This window comes from Pseudomonas trivialis (assembly GCF_001439805.1).
GTDB lineage: Bacteria > Pseudomonadota > Gammaproteobacteria > Pseudomonadales > Pseudomonadaceae > Aquipseudomonas > Aquipseudomonas trivialis.
Genome location: NZ_JYLK01000003.1, coordinates 47,196 through 70,319, shown reverse-complemented (window position 1 = coordinate 70,319; position 23,124 = coordinate 47,196). Strand labels below are relative to the sequence as shown.

Genomic DNA, 23,124 nt, shown 5'->3' with positions numbered 1-23,124 from the left:
TCCCGCATCCTGCCCAGTATTATCGCCCACAAAAAAGCCCGGCAATTGCCGGGCTCTTTATCCTGCAAGCGTTACTCAGGCAGTGAAGGTCTTGCCTTCGAACTGCTCGGCCACGAACTTCCAGTTGACCAGGTTCCAGAACGCTTCCACATACTTTGGACGCACGTTGCGGTAGTCGATGTAGTAGGCGTGTTCCCACACGTCGCAGGTCAGCAGCGGGGTGTCGCCGCTGGTCAGCGGGTTGCCGGCGCCGATGGTGCTGGCCAGGGCCAGGGAGCCGTCAGCCTTTTTCACCAGCCAGCCCCAACCGGAACCGAAGGTGCCGACAGACGTCTTGGTGAACTCTTCCTTGAACTTGTCGAAGGAACCGAAGGCAGCATTGATGGCTTCAGCCAGTGCGCCGGTCGGTTGGCCGCCAGCGTTTGGCGCCAGGCAGTTCCAGTAGAACGTGTGGTTCCAGACCTGAGCGGCGTTGTTGAAGATGCCGCCCGAGGAAGAGGTGACGATCTCTTCCAGAGTCTTGCCTTCGAACTCGGTGCCAGGCACCAGGTTGTTCAGGTTCACGACATAGGTGTTGTGGTGCTTGTCGTGGTGATACTCCAGGGTTTCCTTGGAGATATGCGGCTGCAGGGCATCGTGTGCGTAGGGCAGCGGCGGCAATTCGAAAGCCATGATGATTCTCCTAATCAGGTCAGTTGCGGTGAGCGCAAGGCCGATCACGGGCGGCCAAACAAGCGCCGGGGAGTTTGTACTCTTTGCGGCGCAGGGGCAGGATCATAGCACCGGGGGTGCGGCAAAACCACGCAACAACTGTGTGGGATAGAGGTTCCAGAGCCTTTCGAAATAACTTCAGGGCGTGCTTATTAGCTGGTAGGCCACGCTGAACATCATCACCGCCACCAGGAGGTCCAGTAGTCGCCAGGTTGCCGGGCGTGCAAGCCATGGCGCCAGCCACGCGGCGCCGAGCGCCAGGGTGGCGAACCACAGGAATGACGCGCTCGCGGCCCCGGCCACGAACGCTGCGGGTGCCGCCTGTTGCGCGCCCAGTGAGCCGATCAGCAGTACCGTATCGAGGTAGACGTGCGGGTTGAGCAGCGTGACTGCCAACGCGCTGAGCATCACCGCGCGCAATGAGCGCGCTTTGAAGCCTTCGTCCTGGTCCAGGCTCTGCTTTGAAAACGCGCGCCGCAGGGCGAGGGTGCCGTACCACAACAGGAATGCCGCGCCGCCCCAGCGTGCAATCGCCAGCAGCAGCGGGTTCTGCGCCAGCACCGTGGCCAGGCCGAACACCCCGGCCGCGACCAGGATTGCATCGCACACGATGCACAGCGCCGCCACCGGCAGGTGATGTTCACGGCGCAGGCTTTGCGCCAGCACGAAAGCGTTCTGGGTGCCGATGGCCATGATCAGGCCGAGGGCGATCAACAGCCCGTTCACATAGCTTTGCCACATAGAGGTTACTCCGCGTCCGCCGCCAATTGCCGCAGCACCCGCAGGGCGCGTTGCGCATCGGTACGGCCGACGAACAGGTGGTCGTGGTAATAACCGGCGATCACATTGCAACTGATCCCGGCCCGGCCCAATGCGCTGGCGAAGGCGGCGGTCAAACCCACCGCTTCGAGCGCCGAGTGCACGTTCAGGGTGATCCACGCGGCCACATAGTCGAAGGCCAGCCCGGCCCGTTCGGCTTGCAGGCGCTCCACGATCAGGGTCAAGCCTTCCTGTTCGTGAAAGCTGCCGATCACCTCGCAACCCGCCGGGATGCGGTTGTCGGGCAGGGTGCAGAACACGTAGTCGCCGTCATTAAGATGAGGGCTCATGCTGCGCAGCAGGGTCGCCAGGGCGGTTTCGCCAGCCATGTGAAGGTCCTTGTTAAAGAGAGGCAGTGCTGGCTATTTTCGTTGCATGGGCTGTATAAGAAAAACCAATATTGCTGATCGCTCATTAGAGAAACTGATGTTCGACTATAAGCTGTTATCCGCCCTTGCGGCGGTGGTGGAGCAGGCCGGCTTCGAACGCGCCGCTCAGGTGCTGGGACTGTCGCAGTCGGCCATTTCCCAGCGCATCAAGCTGCTCGAAGCGCGTGTCGGCCAGCCGGTGCTGGTGCGGGCCACGCCGCCTATACCCACCGAAATTGGCCGACGGCTGCTCAACCATGTGCAGCAGGTGCGGCTGCTGGAGCGCGACCTGCAGGGCCAGGTGCCCGCTCTGGACGAGGAGGGCATGCCCGAACGCCTGCGTATCGCCCTGAATGCCGACAGCCTGGCCACGTGGTGGGCCGAGGCCGTCAGCGACTTTTGCGCCGAGCAGCATCTGCTGCTTGACCTGGTGGTGGAAGACCAGACCGTGGGCCTCAAGCGCATGCGCGCCGGTGAGGTGGCGGCCTGTATCTGCGCGAGTGAACGCCCGGTGGCCGGTGCGCGCAGCCTGCTGCTCGGTGCCATGCGCTATCGCGCGCTGGCCAGCCCGGCCTTTCTCACTCGGCACTTTCCGGCGGGGGTCAAGGCCGAGCAGTTGGCGCGCACACCGGCGCTGGTATTTGGTCCGGATGATTTCCTGCAACACCGTTACCTGGCATCTCTCGGCGTGGATGGCGGTTTCGAGCACCATTTATGCCCATCGTCCGAAGGGTTTATCCGTCTCACCGAAGCCGGCCTGGGCTGGGGCCTGGTGCCGGAACTGCAGGTGCGCGACCAGTTGCAGCGTGGCCTGTTGGTCGAGTTGTTGCCTGATAAGCCCATCGATGTGCCGTTGTACTGGCATCATTGGCGCAGCGGCGGGCAACTGTTGGGCCTGTTGACCGAGCATCTGGCCCGGTCGTGCGGGCAATGGCTGGTGTCGTTGGATGAATGACGGGCGTCAAGGTAGCAGCGATGAAAAACGAAAGAACGCGGAGTAATACATGAAGATTCTGGTCACCGGCGCAAGCGGCTTCATCGGCGGGCGCTTTGCGCGCTTCGCCCTGGAGCAGGGCCTGGATGTGCGGGTCAACGGGCGGCGCGCCGAAAGCGTGGAGCACCTCGTACGGCGCGGCGCCGAGTTTATCCAGGGTGATCTGAGTGATGCCGAGCTGGTGCGCCATCTGTGCCGCGACGTCGAAGCCGTGGTGCATTGCGCCGGTGCCGTCGGGTTGTGGGGCAAGTACCAGGACTTTCATCAAGGCAATGTGCTGGTGACCGAAAATGTCGTCGAAGCCTGCCTCAAGCAGCGGGTCGGGCGGCTGGTGCACCTGTCTTCGCCATCAATCTACTTTGACGGGCGCGACCACCTGGGCCTGACCGAAGAGCAGGTGCCCAAGCGCTTCAAGCATCCGTATGCCGCCACCAAGTACCTGGCCGAGCAGAAAGTCTTCGGCGCCCAGGAATTCGGCCTCGAAGTGCTGGCCCTGCGTCCGCGATTTGTCACTGGCGCGGGCGACATGAGCCTCTTCCCGCGCCTGCTGAAGATGCAGCGCAAGAACCGCCTGGCGATCGTCGGCGATGGCCTGAACAAGGTTGATTTCACCAGTATCCACAACCTCAATGAAGCCTTGCTCAGCAGTTTGCTCGCCACCGGTTCCGCGCTGGGCAAGGCCTACAACATCAGCAATGGCACGCCGGTGCCAGTATGGGATGTGGTCAACTACGTGATGCGCCAGATGGAAATGCCCCAGGTGACCCGTTATCGGTCCTACGGCTTGTCCTACAGCGTGGCGGCGCTCAACGAAGCCTTCTGCGCGATGTGGCCGGGGCGCCCGGAGCCTGCGTTATCGCGCTTGGGCATGCAGGTAATGAACAAAGATTTCACGTTGGACATCAGCCGGGCGAGGCATTATCTCGACTATGAGCCCAAGGTCAGCCTGTGGACCGCCCTCGACGAGTTCTGCAGTTGGTGGAAGGCCCAGGATCCGGGACTCAAATAAGCTCACAACCAGCAACACATCGGGAACCGAATTTACGGTTCCGGGTCGATCAGTGCGGCGGGCGCGCGGTTTATACTCGCGTCGCTCGGCTTGCCAGCCATCTCACCGATTCAGGGTTGATTCATGCGTAACGATGCCAACGACGATTTCGACAATGTTCCCAGCCTGCGGGCCGATACCGGGGACGATGATGATTTCGTGCCGACGTCCGCCACGTCCGTACGCTCGCGGCCCGCGCCCGTGGTCAAGGTCAGGAGCGCCAGCACCGGGCCTTTGTGGGCGTTGGTCGGCGCGCTGCTGATCGCGTTTGCCGGCCTTGCCTGGTGGAGTTTCCAGCAGATCTCCCTGATGGGCCAGCAACTGGTGGCCACTCAGGAAAGTTTCGCGCGCATCAGCGAAGAAGCGGCGGGACGCCTGCAGGATATTTCCGGCAAAGTGGTGGCCAGTGAAGCCAACGTCAACACCGGCAGCGAAGCGCTGAAACAACAGATCAAGCAACTGGAAACCCAACTGCTTGAGCAGGGCAAGCAACAGGTCGGCGTGGCCGGCCAGGCCACCGAGCTGGACAAGCGCCTGGCACAAATGACTGCCAGCACCACTGAGCTGGCCAGCGCCAATGCCGCCTTGCAGGGCCAGGTGCAGGCGCTGACGGATGCCGTGGCGACCCTCAAGGCCGCGCAGGGTGATGCCGGCAAGCGCGATGCCGAGCTCCGGGAGCTGGCGGCTGATGTGGCCGCGTTGAAAAAGCAGGGCAACCCGACGGCCGCCATTGCCCGCCTTGAGCAGGACATGGTGGTGCTCAAAAGCGCGCAGGAAAACCAGCCTGCCAACGTCGATGCGCCCACCAACAAGGAGTTCGACGTATTCCGTATCCAGACCACGCGCAATATCACCACCCTGCAGAGCCAGGTGCAGACCCTGAGCCAGCAGCTCAACGCGCCGCGAGGCGGTCAGTGACCTGATGCGGGTCAGCGGTGAGAGGCTCCGCCAGGCGCTATCGCCCAGCGGGCTGGCGCCTCTGTGGTGAGCGGGCCTGTTGTGGCAAGCAGGCGCTCTCACATAAATGGGCTTGCCTGAAACGTCAGGCTTAAAATCAAAAAATTATTTGTGTTTGATCAACGCAGGCTTACTCCCTCCCTGAATTGCGGTCGAATTCAAGAATGTCACCAGCCTGTGACATTTACCTTCCGCTTCGTTACTTGCCCCTTTTGCGCCCTTGTTTAGACTCCGGTCATCCCACAAAAAATAATAAGGGCCACCCATGACCACGCAACCACTGCCTGCCAGCAGTTGGCTGAACGCTCCTGCCCATCACGCCTGGCTCGCCGCCGAAGGCCAGCGCCTGCTGTCATTCGCCAAGGCCTCACGCCTGCCTGACGGTTTTGGCAACCTCGACGACAAAGGCCAACTGCCGGCCGACGCCCGCGCTGAAACCATGAACACTGCCCGCATGACCCACAGCTTCGCCATGGCCCATGCCATGGGGTTGCCCGGCTATGCCGAACGGGTGGCACACGGTGTCGCAGCCCTGAGCGGCCCGTTGCGCGACAGCGAGCACGGTGGCTGGTTTGCCGCGGCCAATGCCTGCGATGGCAATACCGGCAAGGCCGCCTACCTGCACGCGTTCGTCGCCCTGGCGGCCAGTTCGGCCACCGTGGTCGGCGCACCCGGCGCGCAAAACCTGCTCAACGACGCGATCCACATCATCGATCAGTTCTTCTGGAGCGAAGAGGAGGGCGTGATGCTCGAGTCCTTCGCCCGAGACTGGAGCGACGTCGAGGCCTATCGGGGCGCCAACAGCAACATGCACGCCACCGAAGCCTTCCTCGCCCTGGCCGATGTCACCGGCGACACCCGCTGGCTGGACCGCGCGCTGCGCATCGTCGAACGGCTGATCCACACCTTCGCGGCCGGCAAACAGTTCATGGTGATCGAACATTTCGATGCGCACTGGAAACCGCTGCCTGCCTATAACGAAGACAACCCCGCCGACGGCTTTCGTCCCTACGGCATCACGCCCGGCCACGGGTTCGAGTGGGCGCGGCTGCTGTTGCACCTGGAGGCCGCGCGCCTGCAGGCCGGGTTGTCCACGCCGGATTGGCTGGTGAGCGACGCCAAAGGTCTGTTCGCCAGCGCCTGCGAATACGCCTGGGCTGTGGATGGTGCGCCGGGGATTGTCTACACGTTGGATTGGAACCATCGCCCGGTGGTGCGCGAGCGTCTGCACTGGACCCATGCCGAAGCCAGCGCCGCTGCCCAGGCCCTGCTCAAGCGTACCGGTGAGCTGCATTACGAAATTTGGTATAGACGCTTCTGGGAGTTCTGCGAAACTCAGTTCATCGACCGTGTCCACGGCAGTTGGCATCACGAACTCAACCCGCATAACCAGCCCGGCAGCAGGATTTGGGGTGGCAAACCGGACCTGTACCACGCCTGGCAAGCGGTGGTGCTGCCTGCACTGCCGTTGTCGCCGAGCATGACGACCGCATTGGACGCCGGAGGCCATGTCACCAAGTGGTGACAATTGTGCATCCCTTTGTTACCTGTGCTTGAAAAATCCATGTTTAAACTCCGTGCAGCGCAAGCTCCAGACTTGCATGCATAACAACAAAAAAGGTATTGAGATGAATGCGATTAATCGCCTCGCCCTAGCTGTTTCCGTTGCCTCGTTGTTTCCCCTCAGTGCATTTGCCGCCGACTCCAAAGGTACGGTTGAAGTCGTGCATTGGTGGACCTCGGGCGGTGAAAAGGCGGCTGTCGATGTCTTGAAGGCCCAAGTCGAGAAAGACGGCTTCACCTGGAAAGACGGTGCCGTCGCAGGTGGCGGTGGCGCCACTGCCATGACCGTGCTGAAAAGCCGCGCGGTCGCCGGCAACCCGCCAGGCGTTGCCCAGATCAAAGGCCCCGACATCCAGGAATGGGCGTCCACCGGTTTGCTCGACACCGACGTTCTGAAGGACGTGGCCAAGGAAGAGAAGTGGGATTCCCTGCTCGACAAGAAAGTCTCCGATACCGTGAAGTACGACGGTGACTACGTGGCCGTTCCGGTGAACATTCACCGCGTGAACTGGCTGTGGATCAACCCGGAAGTCTTCAAGAAAGCCGGCATCACCAAAAACCCTACCACCCTCGAAGAATTCTACGCAGCCGGCGACAAGCTGAAAGCGGCGGGCTTTATTCCGCTCGCCCACGGTGGTCAGCCTTGGCAGGACAGCACGGTATTCGAAGCCGTGGTCCTCTCGGTGATGGGCGCCGACGGCTACAAGAAGGCCCTGGTTGACCTCGACAACGCGGCGCTGACCGGTCCGGAAATGATCAAGTCGCTCACCGAGTTGAAGAAAGTCGCGACCTATATGGACGTCGACGGCAAAGGCCAGGACTGGAACCTGGAAGCAGGCAAGGTCATCAACGGCAAGGCCGGCATGCAGATCATGGGTGACTGGGCCAAGTCCGAGTGGACCGCCGCCAAGAAAGTCGCCGGCAAGGACTACGAGTGCGTAGCCTTCCCGGGCACCGACAAGGCCTTCACCTACAACATCGACTCCCTGGCGGTGTTCAAGCAGAAAGACAAAGGCACTGCGGCCGGTCAGCAGGACATCGCCAAAGTCGTGCTGGGTGAAAACTTCCAGAAAGTGTTCAGCATCAACAAGGGGTCGATCCCTGTGCGCACTGACATGCTGACGCAAATGGACAAGCTGGGCTTCGACTCCTGCGCCCAGACCGCCGCCAAGGACTTCCTGGTGGACGCCAAGTCCGGTGGTCTGCAGCCAAGCATGGCGCACAACATGGCGACCACGCTGGCGGTGCAAGGCGCGTTCTTTGACGTCGTGACCAACTACATCAACGACCCTAAAGCCGACCCGGCCGATACTGCCAAGAAGCTGGGTGCTGCGATCAAGTCGGCCAAATAAGCTGCAAGCTGCACGTTAACAGCTGCAAGTGGTGTCTTGCCGCTTGTAGCTTCTAACTTGCAGCTGTCTTTATTCTTCTATTGGATTTCCCCATGAGTTCTGTTGCTGTGTTCAGCAAGGCCTCGCCGTTCGATGCACTGCAGCGCTGGCTACCCAAACTGGTGCTGGCGCCGAGCATGTTCATCGTTCTGGTGGGCTTCTACGGCTATATTCTGTGGACGTTTGTTCTTTCGTTCACCACGTCCACGTTCCTGCCCAACTACAAGTGGGCGGGTCTTGCGCAGTATGAGCGGTTGTTCGACAACGATCGCTGGTGGGTGGCAAGCAAGAACCTGGCGCTGTTTGGCGGCATGTTCATCGGTATCACCCTGGTCATCGGCGTAACCCTGGCGATCTTCCTCGACCAGAAAATCCGCCGCGAAGGGTTTATCCGCACTATTTATCTGTACCCGATGGCGCTCTCGATGATCGTCACCGGTACTGCCTGGAAATGGCTGCTCAACCCGGGCATGGGCCTGGACAAACTGCTGCGCGACTGGGGCTGGGAAGGTTTCCGCCTGGACTGGCTGATCGACCCGGACCGCGTCGTCTATTGCCTGGTGATCGCGGCCGTGTGGCAAGCCTCGGGCTTTATCATGGCGATGTTTCTCGCAGGCCTGCGGGGTGTCGACCAGTCGATCATCCGCGCCGCGCAGATCGACGGCGCCAGCCTGCCGCGTATTTACTGGAGTGTGGTGCTGCCCAGCCTGCGCCCGGTGTTCTTCAGTGCCGTGATGATTCTCGCGCACATCGCGATCAAGAGCTTCGACCTGGTCGCGGCCATGACCGCCGGCGGCCCGGGCTATTCGTCCGACCTGCCCGCCATGTTCATGTATTCGTTCACCTTCAGCCGTGGCCAGATGGGCATGGGCTCGGCCAGTGCAATCCTGATGCTCGGTGCGATCCTCGCGATCATCGTGCCTTACCTCTACTCCGAGCTGAGGACCAAGCGTAATGACTAGTCTTGCTAACAAACCGGCGATCAGCCTGAGCCGCATCGCGATCTACGCAGTGTTGATCCTCGCCGTATTGCTCTACCTGGTGCCACTGGTGGTGATGCTGCTGACCAGCTTCAAGACCCCGGAAGACATCAGCACCGGCAACCTGCTGAGCTGGCCCACCGTGGTCACCGGCATCGGCTGGGTCAAGGCCTGGGCCACGGTGGATGGCTACTTCTGGAACTCACTGAAGATCACGGTTCCGGCCGTTCTGATCTCCACGGCGATTGGTGCATTGAACGGCTACGTGCTGTCGTTCTGGCGCTTTCGCGGTTCGCAGCTGTTCTTCGGCCTGCTGCTGTTCGGCTGCTTCCTGCCGTTCCAGACTGTGCTGCTGCCCGCTTCGTTCACCCTCGGCAAGATGGGTCTGGCCAGTACCACCACAGGCCTGGTGTTTGTGCACGTGGTCTACGGCCTGGCGTTTACCACGCTGTTCTTCCGTAACTACTACGTGAGCATTCCGGACGCGTTGATCAAGGCCGCCCGCCTGGACGGTGCAGGTTTCTTCACTATCTTCCGTCAGATCATTCTGCCGATGTCGACGCCGATCATCATGGTCTGCCTGATCTGGCAGTTCACCCAGATCTGGAACGACTTCCTGTTCGGCGTGGTGTTCTCCAGCGGCGACTCCCAGCCCATCACGGTGGCGCTGAACAACCTGGTCAACACCAGCACCGGGGCCAAGGAATATAACGTGGATATGGCGGCGGCGATGATCGCCGGGCTGCCGACCCTGCTGGTCTATGTGATCGCAGGCAAGTATTTCGTGCGCGGCCTCACGGCCGGCGCGGTCAAGGGGTAATCATGGCTACGCTTGAACTTCGCAATGTAAACAAGACCTATGGCGCCGGCCTGCCCGACACCTTGAAGAACATCGAACTGTCGATCAAGGAAGGCGAATTCCTGATTCTGGTCGGCCCTTCCGGGTGCGGCAAATCCACCCTGATGAACTGCATCGCGGGCCTGGAAACCATCACCGGCGGCGCGATCATGATTGGTGACCAGGACGTCAGCGGCATGAGCCCCAAGGACCGCGACATCGCCATGGTGTTTCAGTCCTACGCGCTGTACCCGACCATGAGCGTGCGCGAGAACATCGAGTTTGGCCTCAAGATCCGCAAGATGGCCCAGGCCGATATCGACGCCGAAGTGGCGCGCGTGGCCAAGTTGCTGCAGATCGAACACCTGCTCAACCGCAAGCCGGGTCAGCTCTCCGGTGGCCAGCAACAGCGTGTGGCCATGGGCCGTGCATTGGCGCGTCGGCCGAAGATCTACCTGTTCGACGAACCGCTGTCCAACCTCGACGCCAAGCTGCGCGTCGAGATGCGTACCGAAATGAAGCTGATGCACCAGCGCCTTAAAACCACCACCGTCTACGTCACGCACGACCAGATCGAAGCGATGACCCTGGGCGACAAGGTGGCGGTGATGAAGGACGGCATCATCCAGCAGTTCGGCACGCCCAAAGAGATCTACAACAACCCGGCCAACCAGTTCGTGGCGAGCTTTATCGGTTCGCCGCCGATGAACTTCGTGCCGCTGCGCCTGCAGCGCAAGGACGGTCGTCTGGTGGCGCTGCTCGACAGCGGCCAGGCTCGTTGCGAGCTGGCACTGAACATCAGCGATGCCGGCCTTGAAGACCGCGATGTGATCCTGGGCCTGCGCCCGGAGCAGATCATGCTGGCGGCGGGCGAGGGCAACAGCGCTTCGAGCATTCGCGCCGAAGTCCAGGTGACCGAGCCGACCGGCCCGGACACCCTGGTGTTTGTGCAGCTCAATGACACCAAGGTCTGCTGCCGCCTGGCACCGGACGTGGCACCGCAGGTGGGCGAGACCCTGACCCTGCAGTTCGATCCGGCCAAGGTATTGCTGTTCGACGCCAAAACCGGCGAGCGCCTGGGCACGGCTGCTGCATTGCCTTCACCGGGGCAAGTCGATAATGTGGCCCAATTCAAAGGCCGCTGAAGCAGGTAACTGGTTGTTTTAGCTAAAAAAATGTAAAACCGCGTTAGATAAGAACAGTTTAATAACAATAAAGACGAGGATGTAGGGATGAAAAAGCAACACAACAACACTCGACTGCTCTGCCAACTGTCCGCAGCAGCAGCCCTGGTATTGTCCGCCAATGCGATGGCGGCCGATGCATTCAGCGCCGATTCCAAGTGGATGACCGGCGATTGGGGTGGCGAGCGTACCAAGCTGATCGAGCAAGGTATCGACATCAAGGCTGACTACGTGGGCGAGATGGGCTACAACGCCCACGGCGGCTTCAACGACGACAAGACCGGTCGCTACTCCGACCAGTTCGGTCTGGGCGTTGCCCTGGATCTGCAAAAGCTGTGGGGCTGGGACAACACCCAGGCCAAGATCCAGTTGACCAACCGTAATGGCCAGAACATCTCCAACGACCGTATTGGCGACCCGCGTGCCGGCACGCTGAGTTCGTCCATGGAAGTCTACGGCCGTGGCCACATGGTGCGTCTGACCCAGTTCTGGATCCAGCACCAGATGTTCGACAACAAGCTGGACGTGAAACTCGGTTACTTCGGCGAAGGCGAAGACTTCAACACCTTCCCGTGCGACTTCCAGAACCTGTCGTTCTGCGGCTCGCAAGTGGGTAACTACGTGAGCACCTGGTACAACTGGCCAGTCAGCCAGGCGGCCATCCGCGTGAAGTACAACATCACGCCTGAGCTGTATGCGCAGATCGGCGCCTACAACCAGAACCCGTCGCAGCTGGAGCACGGCAACGGCTTCAAACTCAGCGGCAGCGGCACCAAGGGCACCGTGATTCCGGTGGAATTGGTCTGGTCGCCGAAGGTCAACAACCTGCCGGGCGAATACCGTGTGGGCTACTACAAGAGCGCGGCCGATGCAGCCGACGTTCGTGAAGACGTGAACGGCAACGACGCGGGCACCACCGGCGCAGCCTTCCGTACCCACAGCAGCAAAAAGGGCTACTGGTTCGTTGCGCAACAGCAACTCACCACCCACAACGGCGACGCGTCCCGTGGTCTGAACATCGCGGCCAACGCCACGTTCCACGACAAGGAAACCAACCTGGTCGACAACTATCAGTCGATCATGCTGGTGTACAAGGGCCCATTCGATGCACGTCCAAAAGACGACATCGGCATTGGCGCTGCGCGTCTGCACGTGAACGACGATGTGCGCAAGAACGCTGAACTGGTCAATGCCTCCAACGGCTTCACCGACTACGACCAGGCAGGCTTCGCGCCACTGCGTTCCACCGAGTACAACTACGAAATCAACTACGGCTTCCACGTTACCAACTGGCTGACCGTGCGTCCCAACCTGCAATACGTCACCCACCCAGGTGGCGTGGATAAAGTCGACAACGCGGTAGTCGCCGGTCTGAAAATTCAGTCGGTGTTCTAACCCTGCTGCGATAAGCTCCTCTCTCTGTGCGCATTTTGCGGGTAGCCATGGCTATCCGCTTTTTTTTGCGCAGCACTGTGAAATTCAGGACCGTGGCACATGCATGAGCATCCGCTGCAACGCTTTTTCAAATCCCTGCGCGAACGTCCGGTGTTCGCCTGGGAGCGCTTTCAGATGCGCGATGTGTTGGTGATCGACCATCCGCTGTGCCAGGCGGTGTTCAGTCGTCAGGGCGCGCAATTGCTGCATTTTCAACCCGCCGGGCAAAAGCCCTGGCTGTGGTGCGCGGCCAAGTGGCCGCAGGTTGGCGCCATCCGTGGCGGCGTGCCGGTGTGCTGGCCGTGGTATGGCCGGCATCCGAGTGAAAACGCGTGGCCATCCCATGGCTGGGCGCGACTGATCGACTGGAAACTGCTCGACAGCAGCACTGCGGAAGATGGCGTGCGCCTGCATTGGCAATTGCAGCTGTGCGACTGGCAGGTCGACCTGCACGCTCATCTGGGCGATACCCTGGAACTGCGCCTGAGCACCGAGCATCAGGACGAGTTGCCCTGTCAACTGAGCCACGCGTTGCACGCTTACTGGCGTATTGGTCACGTTGATGAGGTAGCGCTGTCTGGGCTCGATGGCGCGCAAGGTTATGACCAGCTCAATCGTCAGGTGTGCCAGCAGGAAGGTGAGCTGCGGGTAGAGGGCGGCTGTCAGCGGGTGTTCCAGCACGAAGGTGAATTGCAGCTCAAGGATCACGCCTGGCAGCGCGAGCTGTGCATCGACACGGGCGAGAGCGCTGATACGGTGGTGTGGCACCCGGGCAGCCGGCCGCTGCTGGGCGTCAGTTTTAACGAAGCGTCAGGGTTTGTGTGCGTGGAGTCGGCAATGGCGGCGGCCTGCCTGGCGCCGGGGGAGAGGGCGCACTTGAGTTTGCAGGCTCGGGCTGGGGTTTAGCTTTGTGGCTTATGGCCTCATCGGGGGCAAGCCCCCTCCCATATTTGAAGGTATTCACAAATCAAAGTGTGGGAGGGGGCTTGCCCCCGATGAGGCCAGTAAAGCCAACCCACAACCTGGCTTAGTTAAACTCATCCCCCACCGGATACCGGCTGTCATTCAAACTTTCTTTGATTTTGCGCAGATGCGGCTGAAAATCCACCCCGCGCCGTAACGTCATGCCGGTCGCCAGCACATCCAGCACCGTCAACTGAATGATCCGCGACGTCATCGGCATGTAGATATCCGTGTCTTCCGGCAACGGGATGTTCAGGCTCACCGTGCTGGCCTTGGCCAGGGGCGAGTTCTCGGCGGTCACGCCCAGCACCGAGGCACCGTTTCCGCGGGCGATACGCGCCACTTCCACCAGCTCGCGGGTACGCCCGGTGTAGGAAATAATCACGAACAGCTCGCCGGTATGCGCCACCGACGCGATCATGCGCTGCATCAGCACGTCGGCGTGGGCGGTGACCGCCAGGTTGAAGCGGAAAAACTTGTGCAACGCATCCATGGCCACCGGTGCCGAAGCGCCCAAGCCGAAGAAATGGATCTGCCGCGCCTGGATCAGCAAATCCACCGCCTTGCTGATCAGGGCCGGGTCCAGCGCCTGGCAGGCGCTGTCGAGCGAGGCAATGGCACTGCCGAAGATCTTCTGCGTGTAGGCCTCCGGGTTATCATCGGCTTCCACCGCGCGGCTGACATACGCCGCGCCGCTGGCCAGGCTTTGCGCCAGCTGCAATTTAAGTTCAGGGTAACCACTGACGCCGAACGAGCGGCAGAAGCGGTTGACCGTCGGTTCACTGACCGAAGCGGCCTGGGCAAGGGCGGCGATGGAGAAGCGGGTCGCCTGCTGCGGGTTGAGCAGGATGACCTCGGCGACTTTTTTCTCGGCCTTGTTCAATTCTTCGAGGCGGTTCCGGATCTGTTCCAGAAGATTTCGCACGCGGTCCATTCAGTCTTTCCTTCGGGCGACGATGCAAATAAAAAGGCGGTAACCAATCAATAAGTGGCTTTTCGCGGTGGCCTATCCTACTGAGGGTAGCTGAACACCACCACTCGGAATGCGTAATTCGGGAAAATGTTGTGGTTATTACTACATTTTTCCTTGAGTGATACCTTGAAAAAAGGTATTTGTAGCTTAACTTGATAAAAGAACAAACATCATGCCTTCGATAACCGTAGAACCCTGCACCTTTGCCCTGTTTGGCGCCTTGGGTGATCTGGCGCTTCGCAAGTTATTTCCTGCTCTCTATCACCTCGATGGCGCCGATCTGCTGCACGACGACACGCGCATCCTGGCCCTGGCCCGTGAAGCCGGTTCCGAGCAGCAGCACCTGGCCCATATCGAAACAGAACTGCGCAAGTACGTCGGCAAGGCGCTGGATGAGAGCGTGGCCCAGCGGTTCCTGGCGCGCCTGACCTACCTGCACGTCGACTTCATGAAAGCCGACGACTACGTCGCCCTCGCCGAAAAAGTCGGCAGCGAGCAACGTCTGATCGCCTACTTCGCCACCCCGGCGGCGGTGTATGGCGCGATCTGCGAGAACCTGTCCAAGGTCGGCCTGGCGGACAACACCCGCGTGGTGCTGGAAAAACCCATCGGCTCGGACCTGGAATCCTCGCGCAAGGTCAACGATGCCGTGGCGCAGTTCTTCCCGGAGAACCGCACCTACCGCATCGACCACTATCTGGGCAAGGAGACCGTCCAGAACCTGATCGCCCTGCGGTTCGCCAACAGCCTGTTTGAAACCCAGTGGAACCAGAACTACATCTCCCACGTGGAAATCACCGTGGCCGAGCAGGTCGGCATCGAAGGGCGCTGGGGTTATTTCGACAAGGCCGGCCAGCTGCGCGACATGATCCAGAACCACCTGCTGCAGCTGCTGTGCCTGATCGCCATGGACCCGCCGGCCGACCTGTCCGCCGACAGCATCCGCGACGAGAAGGTCAAGGTGCTCAAGGCCCTGGCGCCGATCAGCCCGGAAGGCCTGACCACTCAGGTGGTACGCGGCCAGTACATCGCCGGTTACAGCGCCGGCAAGCCGGTGCCGGGTTACCTGGAAGAAGAGAACTCCAACACCCAGAGCGACACCGAAACCTTCGTCGCGTTGCGTGCCGATATCCGCAACTGGCGCTGGGCCGGGGTGCCGTTCTACCTGCGCACCGGCAAGCGCATGCCGCAAAAGCTGTCGCAGATCGTTATCCACTTCAAGGAACCGTCCCACTACATCTTCGCCCCCGAGCAGCGCCTGCAGATCAGCAACAAGCTGATCATCCGCCTGCAGCCGGACGAGGGCATTTCCTTGCGCGTGATGACCAAGGAGCAGGGCCTGGACAAGGGCATGCAACTGCGCAGCGGTCCGCTGCAACTGAATTTTTCCGACACCTATCGCAGCGCACGGATTCCCGATGCCTACGAGCGGTTGCTGCTGGAAGTGATGAACGGCAATCAGAACCTGTTTGTCCGTAAAGATGAAATCGAAGCCGCGTGGACGTGGTGTGACCAGTTGATCGCCGGGTGGAAGAAATCCGGTGATGCGCCCAAGCCGTACGCGGCGGGTTCCTGGGGGCCGATGAGCTCGATTGCACTGATCACGCGGGATGGGAGGTCGTGGTATGGCGATATCTGAATTGAAACTGCCTCAGGGCGTCACGGCCCATGAGTACCGCACGCCTGCGCTGCTGGCGGACGGCCTGGCCAATGACGTGGCCGAACAACTGCGCACGGCCATCAGTGCCCGTGGCGAGGCCACCCTGGTGGTGTCCGGTGGCCGCAGCCCGGTGGCGTTTTTCCAGCAGTTGGCCAAGCAGGGCCTGGACTGGTCCAGCGTCACCATCACCCTGGCGGACGAGCGCTGGGTGCCGGTGGAGCACGCCGACAGCAACGCGGGTCTGCTCAAGCAGCACCTCTTGCAGGGCCCGGCCGCCAAGGCGAAGTTTCTGAGCCTCTACAGCGCTGCGGCCAATCTTGAAGACGCTGCCGAGCAGGCCGACCGCCTGCTGGTCGAATTGCCCGGCATCGATGTGCTGGTGCTCGGCATGGGCGATGACGGTCACACCGCCTCGCTGTTCCCCGACAGCCCGAACCTTGGCGATGCGCTGGCGCCGGACGGTACCCGCCGTTGCTGGCCAATGCTGGCGCCGACCGTGCCCCATCAGCGCCTGACCATGAGCCGCGCGCTGCTGGCCACCGCCAAGTACACCGTGCTGTCGATCTCCGGCAGCGCCAAATTGACCACCTTGAGCGCCGCGCTGGCCAGTGATGATGTTGCTGCCATGCCGATTCGCGCGTTTTTGCAACCCACATTAGAGATTTACTGGTGCCCATGAGCCAAGGATCAGCCGCTATGAAAAGCCCTCAACCGACCGTTTCCATGGCGGACAAAGTTGCCCTGATCGACAGCCTCTGCGCCAGGGCGCGGATCCTGCCGGTGATCACCATCGCCCGCGAACAGGACATCCTGCCGCTGGCCGATGCCCTCGCAGCCGGAGGTTTGACCGCGCTGGAAGTGACCCTGCGTTCCGAGTTCGGCCTCAAGGCCATTCAGGTGCTGCGCGAGCAACGCCCTGAACTGTGCACCGGCGCCGGCACTGTGCTCGACCGTCAGATGCTCGACGCCGCCGAGGTGGCCGGTTCGCAATTCATCGTCACCCCCGGCATTACGCGCGACCTGCTGGAAGCCTCGGTGCACAGCCCGATCCCGCTGCTGCCGGGCATCAGCAATGCGTCCGGCATCATGGAAGGTTATGCCCTGGGTTATCGCCGTTTCAAGCTGTTCCCGGCTGAAGTCAGCGGCGGCGTGGCGGCAATCAAGGCGCTGGGCGGCCCGTTCGGCGAAGTGAAGTTCTGCCCTACTGGCGGCGTGGGCCCGGCCAATATCAAGAGCTACATGGCGTTGAAGAACGTGATGTGCGTGGGCGGTAGCTGGATGCTTGACCCGGAGTGGATCAGGAACGGCGACTGGGCACGCATTCAGGAAGTCACTGCGCAAGCGCTGGCCCTGCTGGACTGATCGGATGTAAAGAATCGTTGTTGCTGTGCTTAACGGCATTTTTGCGGCGCACTTGGTCGGTGTGCCGCTTTTTTTTGCCTGTAAAAAACCTCAGTCCTTGGCTAGTTGAGTGATCGCATTGATCAGGACATCGATGTCTTCAACGCAGGTCACCACCCCTGGCGTCACCCGGATACACGTGCCAAACGCCGTACCTACGCGGGTCGTGGTAAACAGGCCGTGCTCCTTGAGCAGACGGTCCACCATCATCTGTTGGTCTCGCCCACTGAACTTGAATGCGGTAATGCCGCAGTACAGCCGGGGATCATCCGGCGTCAGCACTTCAATTGCGGGCAGCGACCGCACCTGACTCACCCACCTGTCCCTCAGGTACTTGAGCCGCGCACCCTTGGCCGCCGCGCCACCCAGGCTGCGATGTTCTTCCAGCACCCATGGCAACGTCATCAACGCAGGGAAATTCGGCGTGCTATAGGGCGTGCGTGCGCGCACATCGGTGGAAGGGTAGTGGCACTCGCCCATGTCCGGGTCGATATCGGCCAGGCGCTCGGGGGCGATGTAGAGGAAACCCAGGGTCAGCGGCGCGCCGATCCATTTGTGCAGGTTGAAGCCGGCAAAGCTGATACCCAGTTCGGCGAGGTTGAAGTCGATCTGGCCCAGCGCGTGGGCGCCGTCGAGGATCACATCCACGCCGTGCGCCTGCGCAGCCCTGGCGATGGTGTGGACGGGCATCACCAGGCCGGTACGGTGGGTGACATGGGTCAGCGCCATCAGCTTCAGGCGCGGATACTGCACAAATACTTCGCGATAGCTGCTCACCAGGCTGTCGAAACTGGCCGGATGAAGATGGGCGATTTCGATCACCTCCACACCCCGGTAGCCCGCCAGCCAGCGCATCGCGCCCTTGACCGTGTCGTACTCAAGATCGCTGATCAGCACCTGATCGCCCGGCTGCAGGCGGTTGTAATTGCGGATCAGCGACTGCAGGGCTTCGGTGGCGTTGCGAGTGAACGCTATCGCCTGCGGATCGGCGTTGATCAACTCGGCCAGTTGACAGCGGATGGCGTCGTTGTCACCGCGCTCGAAGCGTTGGCGCACATGCAGCGAGTTGCTGCGGTTGATGAACCCTACGTGTTCCAGGTACTGCGCCTGTACCGTGCGGCTCATGCGCCCGAAGTAGCCGTTTTCCAGGTTGATCGGGCCAGGCTCCTGCTCATAGCGCTGGGCGATGCCGCGCCAGTGCTGTTCGTTGTTTGCATTACCTGGCATGGCGAAACTCCTAATGGCGAGGGGCGGGCTTGCCGTGTTTGGCGCGCAGCGGTTCCAGCAATTCGGCCAGGCCATTGCTGTCGATTTCCTGCATCAAGGCCAGCAGGCCGCCCAGCTCGCCATGGGGGAAACCTTCGCGGGCGAACCAGTTGAGATAAGGGCCGGGGAGGTCGGCGATGATCCGCCCCTTGTATTTGCCGAAGGGCATCTGGCGGGTGATCAGCAGTTCAAGTTTCTCTGGATTCATGGCGATCTTGGGGGGTTAAGACGGTGACAGTGAAAATACAGGCATTCTGCATGAAGGCCAAAGGACAGATCATGCAAATAACATCGGTGCAGATGGTTCAATAATTCATAACTATTTGATTTTAAATAGGAATATTTTTTTCAAAAAGCTGGCACGGACACTGCAATTACTCTTGCATCCTTTAACCTGCCGTAAGGAATTGAAAAATGACTGACATCAATAAAGAATCCATCTCCGTACTGAACGACCTGATCGAGACCAGCATTGACGGTCAGAAAGGTTTCAAAGAGTGCGCTGAAGACATCAAGCACCCGGAGCTCAAGGCTCTGTTTGCCAAGCGTTCGGCTGATTGCGCCACCGCTGCCGCAGAACTGAAAACCGCCGTGCGTGCGCTGGGCGGCGATCCAGAAGATTCCGGCAGCGTTGCCGGCGCGCTGCACCGTGGCTGGGTCGACGTGAAGTCGATGGTCACCGGTAAAGACGAAGAAGCCGTTCTGAACGAAGCCGAGCGCGGCGAAGACCACGCCCTGAAGGCTTACGAAGAAGCGATCGAGAAAATCAACAAGCACAACCTGCTGGGTATTCGTGACCTGGTAGAGCGTCAGTACCACGGCGTGCAACGCAACCACGACCAAGTGAAAGCCCTGCGTAACCAGGCTCGCGCTGAGTCGTAAGCACTGCGCTGTAACCCAATGCGGGAGGGGCTTGCCCCCTCCCGCATTTTTTTGCGTTGGATTTGGGCTCGGACTCAGCCAATGCTGATCGGTGGCAACTGCGTCAGCGTCAATTCAAGTTGCTTGCGTGGCGCGATGATCTCCGCTTCGCCATCCACCACCAGTTCGTCGCGCTGGTTGAACACGCGGGTGGCGATGCGCACGCGAAATTTTGGCAGCTTTTCCAGAATTTCCAGGCGCACCGTCAGCGTGTCGCCGATTTTTACCGGCTTCTGAAAGCTCATCTGCTGGCCCACATAGATAGTGCCCGGCCCAGGCAACTCGCAGGCCACGGCGGCACTGATCAGCGCGCCGCTGAACATGCCGTGGGCGATTCGCTCCTTGAACATGGTGGTCTTGGCGTATTCGGCGTCCAGGTGCACCGGGTTGTGGTCGCCGGACATGGCGGCGAACAGTTGGATATCGCGCTCTTCGACGGTCTTGCTGTAGCTGGCGGTCTGGCCGACTTCGAGGGCTTCGTAGGGGGTGTTGGTTACCTGGGTCATCTAAAGGTGCATCCTGTGGCTAGTCGGTAATTTAATGGCCGGTTTTGCAAAGGTTATTCGCAGCGCGCCGGCCTGCGCAGGGTCAGGGCCTGGTCGAGCCAGTGCAGTACATCCGTTGTCACTTCATCGCGATTGGTTTCGTTGAACACTTCATGCCGCGCGTGCGGGTAGGTCGTCAATTGCACATATTGGCAGCCGGCCTCACGCAGGGCGTGGGCCAGGCTGTTGAGACGCTTGCCGTCGCTCACCGGATCACATTCGCCGCCCACCACCAGAATCGGCAGGCCCGGATCAATCTGCGCGAGGTTGGATGCCTTGCTGATGTGCTGCAAACCGCCCAGCAGATCGATCCACAGCTGATTGGTGCAACGAAAACCACAGAGCGGATCGTTGATGTAACGGTCGACTTCGACGGGGTCGCGGCTGAGCCAGTCAAACGCCGTGCGCGTCGGTTTGAACGCCTTGTTGAACGAGCCGAACGACAGCCAGTCAATCAGCGCGCTGCGCCCGCGCAAGCCCTGGCGAACACGTTCGACACGCGCAATCACCCGGGCGGCGCGATACAGGGCCGCCGGCTGGAAATTCGAGCCGCTGAGAATTGCCCCATGCAGGCTGGCGCTGTGGTGCAGCAGGTAGGCCTGGGCGATGTAGCTGCCCATGCTGTGACCCAGCAGAATGATCGGCAACCCCGGCTGCTGCTGGCCGATGTGCTGGTGGAGGCTGGCGAGGTCGCCGACCACCGTGTTCCAGCCGTCCTGCTCGGCGTACAGACCCAGGGTGCCTGACTCGGCGGTAAGGCCGTGGCCACGCTGGTCCAGCGCATACACACCGTAGCCGCCGGCGCACAGGGCTGCGGCCAGGCGCCCATAGCGCCCGCTGTGTTCGGCCATGCCGTGGGACAGCATCACCACGGCCCTGGCGGGGCCCTCCGGCAGCCATTGATTGACGTACAGACGGCTGTGGTCAGTCGCGGTCAGCCAGAAGGTGCTGTGGTTCATGGCGCTTTCCTTTGCTCGGGATGGGGCAGTGTATCGCGCGCCAGGTATCTGCCCACGCCTCAGCGGCAAGATTCATACAATCAATGACACGATTTAGCGTATTTGCCTGTTTGGCCATAGCTGCTACCGTCCCCAAAGCTCCGCTTTTTATAGCAGCGGCCGGACACACTCAGGTAAGAGGACAAGAATAATGCAACCTGATTTCTGGAATGACAAACGCGCGCCCGGTGTTCCCAATACCATCGACCTCACCGCCTACACCTCGGTGATCGAAGTGTTCGAGCGCTCCTGCAAGACCTTCGCCGACCGTCCGGCATTCAGCAACATGGGGATTACCCTGACCTACGCCGAACTTGAGCGTCAGAGTGCGGCGTTCGCCGGTTACCTGCAGCAGCACACCGACCTCAAGCCCGGCGAGCGCATCGCGGTGCAGATGCCCAACGTGCTGCATTACCCGATTGCCGTGTTCGGCGCCCTGCGCGCCGGACTGATCGTGGTCAACACCAACCCCCTGTACACCCCGCGCGAGATGCGCCATCAGTTCAAGGATGCCGGCGTGCGTGCGCTGGTCTATCTCAACCTGTTTGGTTCGCGCGTGGAGGAAGTGTGCGCCGACACCGCCATCGACTACTTGATCGAAGCCCGAATGGGCGACTTCATGCCGGCGGCCAAGGGCTGGCTGGTCAACACCCTGGTCGACAAGGTGAAGAAAATGGTGCCGGCCTACCACCTGCCGCGCGCGGTGCCGTTCAAGCGCGCCCTGCGTATGGGGGCAAGCCTGGACGTGACGCGCCACCCGGTGAGCCTGGACGATATCGCCGTGCTGCAATACACCGGCGGCACCACCGGCCTGGCCAAGGGCGCGATGCTCACCCACCGCAACCTGGTGGCGAACATGCAGCAGGTGCGCGCCTGCATGTCGCAGACCGGCGACGACGGCCTGCCGCTGGTCAAGGAGGGCCAGGAGGTGATGATCGCGCCGCTGCCGCTGTACCACATCTATGCCTTCACCGCGAACTGCATGTGCATGATGGTCTCGGGCAACCACAACGTGCTGATCACCAACCCACGGGACATTGGCGGGTTTATCAAGGAGCTGAAAAAGTGGCGTTTCACCGGGCTGCTCGGGCTCAACACGCTGTTTGTCGCGCTGATGGATCACCCGGAATTCAAGCAGTTGGATTTCTCTCACCTCAAAACCACCAACTCCGGCGGCACCGCGCTGATCAAGGCCACCGCGGAGCGCTGGCAGCAGCTCACCGGCTGCGCAATCGGCGAGGGTTACGGCCTGACGGAAACCTCCCCGGTGGCCAGCGCCAACCCGTACGGCGATAAATCGCGACTGGGCACCGTTGGCATTCCCGTGCCAGCCACTGCCATGAAGGTGATCGACGACGAAGGTGTCGAAATGCCGTTGGGCGAGCGTGGCGAGCTGTGCATCAAGGGCCCGCAGGTGATGAAGGGCTACTGGCAGCAACCGGCGGCCACCGCCGAGGCGCTGGACGCCGAAGGCTGGTTCAAGACCGGCGATATTGCCGTGATCGATGAGGACGGTTTCATACGCATTGTCGATCGCAAGAAAGACCTGATCATCGTCTCGGGTTTCAACGTGTACCCCAACGAGATCGAAGACGTGGTGATGGCGCATCCGGCCGTGGCCAATTGCGCAGTCATCGGCGTGCCGGACGAACGCACGGGGGAGGCGGTGAAGCTGTTCGTGGTGGCGCGTGCCCAGGGCGTGAGCGTTGAAGAACTGAAGGCGTACTGCAAGGCCAACTTCACCGGCTACAAGGTGCCCAAGCAGATCGTGTTGCGCGACTCGTTGCCGATGACGCCGGTAGGAAAAATCCTGCGACGGGAGCTGCGCGACATCGCCTGAGCCTCGAATTGACAGCTACTAAAAGTGTGGGAGGGGGCTTGCTCCCGATAGCAGTGGGTCAGTCAACATATTGGGTGACTGATATGCCGCTATCGGGAGCAAGCCCCCTCCCACATTTGCTTTGGGGTGCGCTGGAGGGCTTGTTCCAGAGCGGTTTACCGGGATATTCAACGTGCGTTTAAAGTGTGACTAAATATTGTAGGACAGTCGTGATTATGACCGCGGGACCCTCGTTTGGCTCTAGGCGGCCCTTGGCAAAGCTGCTACTCT

General features: G+C 60.9%; 23 protein-coding genes. 15 read left to right on the top strand and 8 right to left on the bottom strand.

All coding sequences use genetic code 11. The features are described 5' to 3' along the window. Nucleotides 1–75: 75 nt before the first annotated feature. The 3 genes from TU79_RS05810 to TU79_RS05800 form a co-directional block, all read right to left on the bottom strand. Complete coding sequence (locus tag TU79_RS05810; RefSeq protein WP_003237774.1) at nucleotides 76–672, bottom strand: superoxide dismutase; 597 nt, start codon at nucleotides 670–672, stop codon at nucleotides 76–78. A gap of 177 nt (nucleotides 673–849) precedes the next feature. Next, nucleotides 850–1,452, bottom strand: coding sequence for a LysE/ArgO family amino acid transporter (locus tag TU79_RS05805; protein ID WP_057007132.1), 603 nt, complete (start codon nucleotides 1,450–1,452; stop codon nucleotides 850–852). 5 nt (nucleotides 1,453–1,457) lie between these two features. After that, nucleotides 1,458–1,859, bottom strand: coding sequence for an ACT domain-containing protein (locus TU79_RS05800; protein ID WP_057007131.1), 402 nt, complete (start codon nucleotides 1,857–1,859; stop codon nucleotides 1,458–1,460). A 97-nt stretch (nucleotides 1,860–1,956) separates the two neighbouring features. On the opposite strand from TU79_RS05800, the gene TU79_RS05795 reads away from it, so the two are divergent. The 10 genes from TU79_RS05795 (at nucleotide 1,957) to TU79_RS05750 (ending at nucleotide 13,193) form a co-directional block, all read left to right on the top strand. Continuing rightward, nucleotides 1,957–2,853 (top strand): LysR family transcriptional regulator ArgP, encoded by an 897-nt coding sequence (locus TU79_RS05795; RefSeq protein WP_057007130.1) that lies wholly within the window; start codon nucleotides 1,957–1,959, stop codon nucleotides 2,851–2,853. A gap of 49 nt (nucleotides 2,854–2,902) precedes the next feature. Then, nucleotides 2,903–3,901, top strand: coding sequence for an NAD-dependent epimerase/dehydratase family protein (locus TU79_RS05790; protein WP_057007129.1), 999 nt, complete (start codon nucleotides 2,903–2,905; stop codon nucleotides 3,899–3,901). A 123-nt stretch (nucleotides 3,902–4,024) separates the two neighbouring features. Continuing rightward, on the top strand, nucleotides 4,025–4,858 hold the full coding sequence (locus TU79_RS05785; protein WP_057007128.1) for a hypothetical protein: 834 nt from the start codon (nucleotides 4,025–4,027) through the stop codon (nucleotides 4,856–4,858). Between the two features lie 304 nt (nucleotides 4,859–5,162). Then, nucleotides 5,163–6,422: a D-mannose isomerase gene (locus TU79_RS05780; protein WP_057007127.1), complete on the top strand. Its 1,260-nt coding sequence runs from the start codon at nucleotides 5,163–5,165 to the stop codon at nucleotides 6,420–6,422. 103 nt (nucleotides 6,423–6,525) lie between these two features. Next, nucleotides 6,526–7,812 (top strand): ABC transporter substrate-binding protein, encoded by a 1,287-nt coding sequence (locus TU79_RS05775; RefSeq protein ID WP_057007358.1) that lies wholly within the window; start codon nucleotides 6,526–6,528, stop codon nucleotides 7,810–7,812. A 92-nt stretch (nucleotides 7,813–7,904) separates the two neighbouring features. Next, nucleotides 7,905–8,813, top strand: coding sequence for a carbohydrate ABC transporter permease (locus TU79_RS05770; protein ID WP_003237790.1), 909 nt, complete (start codon nucleotides 7,905–7,907; stop codon nucleotides 8,811–8,813). Beyond that, complete coding sequence (locus tag TU79_RS05765) at nucleotides 8,806–9,651, top strand: carbohydrate ABC transporter permease (protein WP_057007126.1); 846 nt, start codon at nucleotides 8,806–8,808, stop codon at nucleotides 9,649–9,651. Before TU79_RS05770 ends, TU79_RS05765 begins: the two co-directional genes overlap by 8 nt. A 2-nt stretch (nucleotides 9,652–9,653) precedes the next feature. Beyond that, nucleotides 9,654–10,814, top strand: a complete 1,161-nt coding sequence (locus tag TU79_RS05760) for an ABC transporter ATP-binding protein (RefSeq protein WP_057007125.1) — start codon at nucleotides 9,654–9,656, stop codon at nucleotides 10,812–10,814. An 87-nt stretch (nucleotides 10,815–10,901) separates the two neighbouring features. After that, nucleotides 10,902–12,248 carry a carbohydrate porin gene (locus TU79_RS05755; protein ID WP_057007124.1) on the top strand — a complete coding sequence of 449 codons (1,347 nt, stop codon included), beginning with the start codon at nucleotides 10,902–10,904 and terminating at the stop codon, nucleotides 12,246–12,248. Nucleotides 12,249–12,347: 99 nt separating this feature from the next. Then, nucleotides 12,348–13,193 (top strand): D-hexose-6-phosphate mutarotase, encoded by an 846-nt coding sequence (locus TU79_RS05750; RefSeq protein ID WP_057007123.1) that lies wholly within the window; start codon nucleotides 12,348–12,350, stop codon nucleotides 13,191–13,193. Nucleotides 13,194–13,314: 121 nt separating this feature from the next. Here the strand turns inward: TU79_RS05750 and TU79_RS05745 are convergent, their stop codons facing one another. After that, nucleotides 13,315–14,175, bottom strand: a complete 861-nt coding sequence (locus TU79_RS05745; protein WP_172832156.1) for a MurR/RpiR family transcriptional regulator — start codon at nucleotides 14,173–14,175, stop codon at nucleotides 13,315–13,317. A gap of 220 nt (nucleotides 14,176–14,395) precedes the next feature. Here TU79_RS05745 and zwf point away from each other — a divergent pair, with 220 nt between their 5' ends. From zwf to TU79_RS05730, 3 genes are read left to right on the top strand one after another with little or no spacing between them, the layout of a single operon-like run. Next, a complete protein-coding gene (gene zwf / locus TU79_RS05740; protein WP_057007121.1) occupies nucleotides 14,396–15,862 on the top strand; it encodes a glucose-6-phosphate dehydrogenase in 1,467 nt (488 codons plus the stop codon). Then, nucleotides 15,849–16,562: a 6-phosphogluconolactonase gene (gene pgl / locus TU79_RS05735; protein ID WP_057007120.1), complete on the top strand. Its 714-nt coding sequence runs from the start codon at nucleotides 15,849–15,851 to the stop codon at nucleotides 16,560–16,562. Before zwf ends, pgl begins: the two co-directional genes overlap by 14 nt. Nucleotides 16,563–16,579: 17 nt before the next feature. Beyond that, nucleotides 16,580–17,245, top strand: coding sequence for a bifunctional 4-hydroxy-2-oxoglutarate aldolase/2-dehydro-3-deoxy-phosphogluconate aldolase (locus TU79_RS05730; protein WP_057007119.1), 666 nt, complete (start codon nucleotides 16,580–16,582; stop codon nucleotides 17,243–17,245). A gap of 90 nt (nucleotides 17,246–17,335) precedes the next feature. Here the strand turns inward: TU79_RS05730 and TU79_RS05725 are convergent, their stop codons facing one another. Beyond that, a complete protein-coding gene (locus tag TU79_RS05725; protein WP_057007118.1) occupies nucleotides 17,336–18,511 on the bottom strand; it encodes an aminotransferase class V-fold PLP-dependent enzyme in 1,176 nt (391 codons plus the stop codon). Nucleotides 18,512–18,521: 10 nt separating this feature from the next. Next, nucleotides 18,522–18,758 (bottom strand): DUF3820 family protein, encoded by a 237-nt coding sequence (locus TU79_RS05720; protein ID WP_017735664.1) that lies wholly within the window; start codon nucleotides 18,756–18,758, stop codon nucleotides 18,522–18,524. Nucleotides 18,759–18,964: 206 nt separating this feature from the next. Here TU79_RS05720 and TU79_RS05715 point away from each other — a divergent pair, with 206 nt between their 5' ends. Further along, nucleotides 18,965–19,432, top strand: a complete 468-nt coding sequence (locus tag TU79_RS05715) for a ferritin-like domain-containing protein (RefSeq protein WP_057007117.1) — start codon at nucleotides 18,965–18,967, stop codon at nucleotides 19,430–19,432. 74 nt (nucleotides 19,433–19,506) lie between these two features. Here the strand turns inward: TU79_RS05715 and TU79_RS05710 are convergent, their stop codons facing one another. Next, a complete protein-coding gene (locus TU79_RS05710) occupies nucleotides 19,507–19,977 on the bottom strand; it encodes a MaoC family dehydratase (protein WP_057007116.1) in 471 nt (156 codons plus the stop codon). 53 nt (nucleotides 19,978–20,030) lie between these two features. Further along, nucleotides 20,031–20,975 (bottom strand): alpha/beta hydrolase, encoded by a 945-nt coding sequence (locus tag TU79_RS05705; protein ID WP_057007115.1) that lies wholly within the window; start codon nucleotides 20,973–20,975, stop codon nucleotides 20,031–20,033. 190 nt (nucleotides 20,976–21,165) lie between these two features. Between TU79_RS05705 and fadD2 the strand changes: the two genes are divergently transcribed. Further along, complete coding sequence (gene fadD2, locus TU79_RS05700) at nucleotides 21,166–22,854, top strand: long-chain-fatty-acid--CoA ligase FadD2 (RefSeq protein ID WP_057007114.1); 1,689 nt, start codon at nucleotides 21,166–21,168, stop codon at nucleotides 22,852–22,854. Nucleotides 22,855–23,124 lie beyond the last annotated feature (270 nt).